This window comes from Mycobacterium sp. KBS0706 (assembly GCF_005938675.2).
GTDB lineage: Bacteria > Pseudomonadota > Alphaproteobacteria > DSM-16000 > Inquilinaceae > Inquilinus.
Genome location: NZ_VCCH02000182.1, coordinates 1 through 7,510, shown reverse-complemented (window position 1 = coordinate 7,510; position 7,510 = coordinate 1). Strand labels below are relative to the sequence as shown.

Annotated in this window: 5 protein-coding genes and 1 pseudogene; all 6 read left to right on the top strand. The window is 65.4% G+C overall.

Annotation, left to right across the window (positions count from 1 at the left end; all coding sequences use genetic code 11):
• Positions 1–426: 426 nt before the first annotated feature.
• Complete coding sequence (locus FFK22_RS40235) at positions 427–1,311, top strand: calcium-binding protein (protein ID WP_138893451.1); 885 nt, start codon at positions 427–429, stop codon at positions 1,309–1,311.
• Entirely contained in the window at positions 1,278–2,087 is an 810-nt protein-coding gene (locus FFK22_RS40230) for a calcium-binding protein (protein WP_138893452.1), read from the top strand. The genes FFK22_RS40235 and FFK22_RS40230 overlap by 34 nt, the downstream gene beginning before the upstream one ends.
• A gap of 223 nt (positions 2,088–2,310) precedes the next feature.
• A pseudogene (locus tag FFK22_RS40225) lies at positions 2,311–2,928 on the top strand (IS66 family transposase); the annotation flags it as partial.
• Positions 2,929–3,026: 98 nt separating this feature from the next.
• The gene (locus FFK22_RS40220; RefSeq protein WP_138893453.1) at positions 3,027–3,503 is read left to right on the top strand and encodes a DUF4304 domain-containing protein; all 477 of its coding nucleotides are present in this window, start codon (positions 3,027–3,029) and stop codon (positions 3,501–3,503) included.
• A gap of 850 nt (positions 3,504–4,353) precedes the next feature.
• Positions 4,354–6,021, top strand: a complete 1,668-nt coding sequence (locus FFK22_RS40215) for a calcium-binding protein (RefSeq protein WP_138893454.1) — start codon at positions 4,354–4,356, stop codon at positions 6,019–6,021.
• Between the two features lie 296 nt (positions 6,022–6,317).
• Positions 6,318–7,510, top strand: a 1,193-nt coding sequence (locus tag FFK22_RS40210; protein WP_143956947.1) for an IS1182 family transposase, incomplete at its 3' end; no start/stop codon positions are given.

Sequence of the window (7,510 nt, the reverse complement as noted above, 5' to 3'; positions counted from 1 at the left end):
GCTTCTGTGAGCATAATCGGCCCTTGTAGTCATGGGATATAAAGCGCTGGTTTCGCGACAAAACCTGAATATTGAGATTAATTGAAGGCAAGTAACATAAAGATGCGATTGACTCGCTTGCTCTATATGATAAGAAGCCTTTCAACATGGGTGCTCGAGGAATTATTTCACACCACAAGGCTGCGGAATCCGATACGACTGCTGGTATATCGATTCTTGCATACAGTTCGGCCCCTCTATCCAGCTGGGGCCGCAGCCCGCATGCGTCAATTGGGAGAGAACATCGGAGCGCTGGGGCAAATCCTTAGGCGTTCCCGGCGCATTCTTTCTCATTGATCAGCATCTGACCGCCGGAGCGCGGCTGTCTGCAACCGCGACCACTGCGTTGCAGATTCGGTATCCCAATCGTGAACAGAGGAATGGACGATGGCCGTTATCAACGGAGACGCGGGTGGCAATCGCCTCACTGGCACTGACCTTGCCGATACGATCAATGGTCGAGGCGGCGCCGACTACCTGTTCGGTCTTGCCGGAGCTGACGTGCTCAATGGCGGGGACGGGATCGACGTGATCGGCTACGAGGTCTCGCCCGCCGCGGTTTCGATCAATCTTGCCACCGGCTTTGCAAGCGGAGGCCACGCCACCGGGGACCGGTGGACCAACATCGAAGACGTGGGCGGCAGCGGCTTCGGCGACCGTCTCGTCGGCAATGACGGCTCCAACGTGCTATGGGGGAATGGCGGCGCCGACTACCTGTTCGGTCTTGCTGGAGCTGATGTGCTCCATGGTGGGGACGGGATCGACGTGATCGGTTACGAGGTCTCGCCTGCCGCGGTTTCGATCAATCTTGCCACCGGATTTGCAAGCGGAGGGCACGCCACCGGGGACCGGTGGACCAACATCGAAGACGTGGGCGGCAGCGCCTTAAACGACACGCTTGTCGGCAACGCCGGCTCCAACGTGCTGTGGGGCAATGGCGGTGACGACATTCTCGAAGGTGGCGCGGGCGCGGATAGGATGGAGGGGGCTGGTGGCACCGATACGGTGCGATACAGCGGCTCGGCTTCGGCCGTCGTAGTCGAGCTTATCGCCGGCGGGGGAAGCGCGGGCGACGCCGCTGGAGATCGCCTGGGCTCCATCGAGAATGTGGCTGGTTCCAGCCACGACGACCGCGTCTCTGGCAATGGCGGAGCAAATGTTCTCGACGGCGGCAATGGGAACGACATCCTCGAAGGCCTCGGCGGCGCCGATTACCTGCAAGGGGTGGCGGCGACGACGTGCTCCGCGGCGGGGCCGCGGCCGATCAATTGAATGGCGGCGCCGGCAACGACATCGCCAGCTACTATGGGGGCACAGTCGGCGTGACTGTCGACCTTGCGGCCGGAACCGGATCCGGCGGCGATGCCCAGGGCGACACCTTTGCCGGGATCGAGAACGTCAACGGCAGTCAGGCCAATGATGCGCTGACCGGCAACGCCGGCACGAACGTCCTGGCCGGCTGGGACGGCGATGACGTGCTTCGCGGCGGGGCTGGGGCCGACACGCTCGACGGCGGCAACGGTGACGATCTCGCCAGCTACTTTGCCGGCACCGTCGGGGTGACGGTCGACCTGGCCGCGGGCGCCGGCACGGGCGGCGATGCCCAGGGCGACACCTATGTCGGCATCGAGAACGTCAACGGCTCGACCGTGGCCGACCGGATCGTCGGCAACGCCCTGGCCAATGTGCTGAACGGCTGGGCCGGCCAGGACGTGCTCACCGGCGGAGCCGGGGCCGACCTCTTCGCCTTCACTGCCGCCTCCCATAGCGTCGTCGGGGCGGCCGACCTGGCCACCGACTTCAGCCATGCCCAGGGCGACCTAGTCGACCTGTCGGCGATCGATGCCGATACCGGCGCAGCGGGCGACCAGGCCTTCACCTTCATCGGCTCTGGCCTCTACACCAGCCTCGCCGGACAGTTGCGCGCGGTCGTCGCCAGCCCGGGGATCACCACCATCGCCGGCGACCTCAACGGCGACGGCGTCTCCGATTTCCACATCCAGCTCACCGGCAATCTGACCCTGGTCGCCGGTGACTTCGTGCTCTAGCGACGGCTGACTGGGGTGCCCTGACGGGCACCCCAGTCGTGTATTCCGACCATGCGCCGACCGCGGGGGAGCTTGTCGTGCGACGCGTAACCGCCCGGTGAAGGCCGTCTTGCGGGGGTGACCGGTGGATGCGGGATGCTGGCTCGGAACTGGAGCTAGCGGTAGTGCAAGATCGATGTCTTACCCGGTCGAGATCATGAGCCGCGTCGAGCGGCGTCGGCGGTTCGGCGAGCTCTACAATGCGGCGCGCCGGCCAGGGCCCGTGACCGAGGCGGCGTGCTGGAGCCACGGGCGACGCAAGTTCTTCGTTCTGGCCGACGTCGCCAAGGCGCCGCTGGCGATCGAGGCCGTGCGCCGGATCGATGCGATCTTCGCCATCGAACGCGAGATCAACGGCCTGCCAACCGCTGAGAGATGCGCCATCCGTCGAGAGCGGACGGCCGCCCTGGTGACCGAGCTCGAGACCTGGATGCGCGCCGAGCGGGCCCGGCTCTCCCGCCACGCCGAGGTCGCCAAGGCGATGGACTACATGCTCAAGCGCTGGCCCGCCTTCACCCGCTTCCTCGACGACGGCCGGATCTGCTTGACCAACAACGCGGCCGAACGGGCTCTTCGCGGCATCGCCCTCGGCCGCAAGGCGTGGCTGTTCGCCGGCTCCGACCGCGGCGGCGAACGCGCCGCCGCCATGCTGACCCTGATCGAGACCGCCAAGCTCAGCGGCGTCGATCCCCAGGCCTGGCTCGCCGATGTCCTCCGCCGGATCGCCGATCACCCAGCCTCGCGGTTGCACGATCTCCTGCCGTGGCGCTGGTGCCAGGCCGCTCACGCCGTCCCCGCCTGATCACCCTCAACGGCGATCCCGGCTGTTGCCCTCGCTGGTTAACCAGAGCAGCCTGACAGTTCGGTACCTGCGCCACCGACCACGCGCCCGAGGGACAAATGGCACCTCAAGATTGGAAAGCGATACTGTTGGCGCCCGTCGCGGAATCGCTGAAGAGCCGCGGCTTCCGGAAGAACGGGATGCGCTTCCGAGCAGACCGGTGCGAGGCCGAATTGTCTGTCGCGCTGCAAAGCAGCCAAACAAGCGACCGCTATCACCTGAAGGTCACCGCCAACCTGAGCATCCATCTTGGCGTCTTGGACCGCGACCCTACCCTCTTCGCACCGGAAGGACATTGGCGACAACGCATCGGCCAGTTCATGCTCGGACGCCCCGACCATTGGTGGCTGTGCCACGACGAAGAGACAGCCCAACGCGCAGGCGAGCAGATCACCGCCATTCTCGAGACGGCCGCCCTTCCTGAGATGGAGCGGCTAGCGTCGAGCGAAGCGCTCCGGGACCTATGGGCCGCCGGCTGCTCGCCTGGCTTGACCGAACGCCAGAGGCAGGAGTTCCTCGGCAGGCTCAGACAATGATGTGCTGTGCGCCTGTATCGTCCCCGACGGTCTCCACCGGATGCTTACTGCGACGCTGCAGAGAGACCAGATTTATCCGACGGAAGATTCTGCTCGAGCGTGTTAGGCCTCCGTGTCTGGAGAGGGCTGCGCAGCAGACGTTCGCCACCAATTGCCGTCGCGTCTCCAAAGAGCCGACAGCGGACCAAGCATAAGGCACGGCCTCTCGCTGCGCATCATGACCGCTCAGGGTCGCGTGCGGTCATGTCCGCTCTCCGGCGCGAAGCGCGATGGCCGCTTTTGAGGCGGCCCGCAGCGGTCTGGCCGTCCGCGAAGGGCGGAAAGCGGAAGTGAGCAGAGGTGCGGATGAAGACGTCGCGTCCCCAGCCGCTTCGGGTCGAAACGGACCGGGTTCGCTCTCCGGAGCTAAGGGCGATGACAACTCTCGGGGAGCCAGCCTCGGCGTGGCTGACTGGGAACGGCGGAACGCCGCGCTAGGCAGCGGTGCGACGTCGGCGCACTTCCGAATGAAAAGCGCGAGAAGCGGCTAAAGCCCTTTGTCACACGGCCTCCCCGCTCCGATGCGTCGGCGTGGTGCTGCGCGTCAGCGCGGGGCTGGCGCTTGGCGAACAGGATCCGGCAATCCCGCTCGATCGCCGCATTTCTGCCATTGGAACGAAATTTCATTGAATTGGAAACAAATGGCTTTGCCATTGCTCTCAAGTTTGTTACTCAGTCGCTTTGGTAGGTGATTCATCCTACTTATCATTGCATTTTTGTTTAGCTCTCGTTCCCGAGGGCGGTTTTGGTGCATGCCACCCGCATCGGTGGGAACGACAACCCAGACGAAATCTTGGAAGGGGACCCTGCAATGGCGATTTGGAACGGCACGGAGGGTGCGGACGACTACAGCGGCACCGCTGAGAACGATACCATCAACGGCCTGGGCGGCAATGATCGACTGATCGGCATGCAAGGCGATGACCTCATCGATGGCGGCGTGGGTGACGACGAGCTTCACGGCAGTTGGGGCAACGACACATTCATCGGTGGGGACGGCTTCGACATCATCGCGTATCTCAACTCGGATGCCGCTGTCGTCGTCAGTCTCAACTCTGGCCAGGCAGAAGGTGGCTTTGCCGCCGGGGACCAGTGGAGCGGCGTCGAAGGCGTGAGCGGCAGCCAGTTGAACGACACCCTGCAGGGCGATGCGGCTGCAAACACGCTCCTCGGCATCGAGGGCAATGACCGGCTCATTGGCTGGCAAGGAGACGATGTCATTGATGGCGGCGCGGGCGACGACGAGCTCCACGGCAGCTGGGGCGCCGACACGCTCAATGGCGGGGACGGCATCGACCTGATCGCGTACCTCAACTCGGACGCCGGCGTCACGGTCAATCTCACCACCGGCGAGGCAGCCGGAGGCTTTGCCACCGGGGACCAGTGGACCGGCATCGAAGGCGTGAGCGGCAGCCAGTTGAACGACCTTCTGATCGGCGATGCGCTTGCAAACACGTTCATCGGTCTTGAAGGCAGCGATACGATTAACGGCGCCGCGGGCAACGACACGATCGACGCTGGCGCCGGCAATGACAACCTGAACGGCGGTGCCGGAGTTGATGTGATCGACGGCGGCGCGGGCATCGACACGGGGGACTACAACGGCAGCGGATCCGCGGTGACGGTCAACCTGGCAACCAACGCTAACACCGGCGGCTACGCCGAGGGCGACACGCTGACGAATGTCGAGAACCTGCAGGGCAGCACCTTCGGCGACACCCTGACCGGCGATGGTGCAAACAACATCCTGTCGGGCCTGAACGGTAACGACGTGCTCGACGGTGGCGCCGGCTGGGACACGCTCGAGGGTGGCAACGGCGATGACCAGCTGACCGGCGGTGCCGGTGGCGATCTCCTGCGCGGCGGCGCCGGTGCCGACCACCTGGCCGGTGGCGCCGACTACGACATCGCGAGCTACTGGGATAGCGCCGTGGGCGTGACGATCAACCTCCAGACCCAGGTCAACACCGGCGGTACGGCGCAGGGCGATACGATTGCCAATGACATCGAGACGATCAACGGCAGCAATCACGACGACGTGATGACCGGCAACACCCTGGGCAACGCGCTCATTGGGTTCGACGGGGACGACATCCTCAACGGCGGCGGCGGTGACGACGTCCTGCGGGGAGGCAGCGGCGCCGACACGCTGAACGGCGGCAGCGGCAGGGACTTCTTCAGCTTCACAGCGGTTTCCGACAGCACCGTCTCGGCCGCCGACACGATCGAGGACTTCCAAACCGGGGACGTGATCTCGGTTCGGATGATCGATGCCGACGACGATGCCGGGAACGGCGACACGGCTTTCAGCTTCATCGGCGCCGCCGCCTACACTGGCGTCGCTGGCCAGCTGCGCTATGCGTTCACCAGCCCCGGCGTCACCACCATCGCCGGCGACATCGACGGCGACGGCACCTCGGACTTCCACATTCGTCTCGACGGCGCAATCACGCTGCAGGCCTCTGACTTCATGCTCTGACCTTCTAGCTCGGGCGTCTCGTGCGCCCGAGCCATTACCCTCGTCGCGTGATCGAGAGCTGGATCCGCGCTGCACTGGTCTGCCTCCGAACAACGCCAAACCCGTCCTTCTCTCGCCTCCGCGCCGCGCTCACCCCCAGCCGCGACCGTTCAGTAGCCCTCCGGACGGCGCTGGCGACTGCCGTCAGCGAAAAAATGGCCGGGGGCAGTCTGCCCTGCTGAGTGGCAGCTTCGGGTCCAGGCCGTGTGAAAAGACTGCGGTCTGCTACACTGCCGGAGGGCTGAGCGGGGGCAGGCGTGAAGCGTTTCGTCGAGGGAGAGGACCGCCATCAAGTCACGTTGCTGCCGGACTGCTTGGACGACTACGTCGGGGAGGACAACCCGGTCCGCGTCGTCGAGGCCTTCGTCGAGGAGTTGGATCTGGCGGGTCTGGGCTTTGCCGGCGTGGTGCCGGAGGCGACCGGCCGTCCGTCGTACCACCCGGCGACGCTGCTCAAGATCTACCTCTATGGCTACCTGAACCGGATCGCGTCGAGCCGGCGGCTGGAGCGGGAGACCCAGCGCAATCTGGAGCTGATGTGGCTGACCGGCCGGCTGATGCCGGACTTCAAGACCATCGCCGACTTTCGCCGCGACAACGGGCCGGCGATCCAGGCGACCTGCCGGCACTTCGTGCTGCTGTGCCGGCAGTTGAAGCTGTTCTCCGAGGCGGTGGTCGCGATCGACGGCAGCAAGTTCAAGGCGGTGAACAACCGCGACAAGAACTACACCCCGGCCAAGCTGAAGCGCCGGATCGAGCAGATCGAGGCCAGCATCGTGCGCTACCTGTCGGCGATGGACGCCGCCGACCGGCAGGAGGGCGAGGTGGCGCAGGCGAAGTCGGCGCGGCTGCGGGAGAAGATCGCGGCGCTGCGGACGCAGATGCAGGAGGTCCGCGCGATGGAGGCAGTGGTTCAGGCCGCGCCCGACCAGCAGGTCTCGCTGACCGACCCGGATGCGCGCTCGATGGCGACCAGCGGCAAGGGCACCGGCATCGTCGGCTACAACGTGCAGGCCGCGGTCGATGCCAAGCACCACCTGATCGTCGCCCACGAGGTGACCAATATCGGCAACGACCGCGCCCAGCTCTCGACGATGGCGCAACAGGCTCGGGACGCCGGGGACTACAAGGCGCTGACCGTCATCGCCGATCGCGGCTACTTCAAGGGCGAGGAGATCCTGGCCTGCGATCAGGCCGGCATGACGCCGCTCGTGCCCAAGCCGCTGACCTCCGGCGCCAAGGCCAAAGGACGGTTCGGCAAGCAGGACTTCGTCTACATCCGCGAGGCCGATGTCTATCGGTGCCCGGCCGGGGAGCGGCTGACCTGGCGGTTCAACCGGGTCGAGGACGGACAGCTCCTGCGGCATTACTGGACCACGGCCTGCCAACGCTGCGCCCTCAAGGCCCGGTGTACGACCGGCAAGGAGCGCCGCGTCAAACGCTGGGAGCA

What these genes read in the sequence shown, in the direction of transcription:
- FFK22_RS40220 (WP_138893453.1), top strand. Translation starts at nt 3,027, where the DNA reads ATGGCACCTCAAGATTGGAAAGCGATACTGTTGGCGCCCGTCGCGGAA.
- FFK22_RS40215 (WP_138893454.1), top strand. Translation starts at nt 4,354, where the DNA reads ATGGCGATTTGGAACGGCACGGAGGGTGCGGACGACTACAGCGGCACC.
- FFK22_RS40235 (WP_138893451.1), top strand. Translation starts at nt 427, where the DNA reads ATGGCCGTTATCAACGGAGACGCGGGTGGCAATCGCCTCACTGGCACT.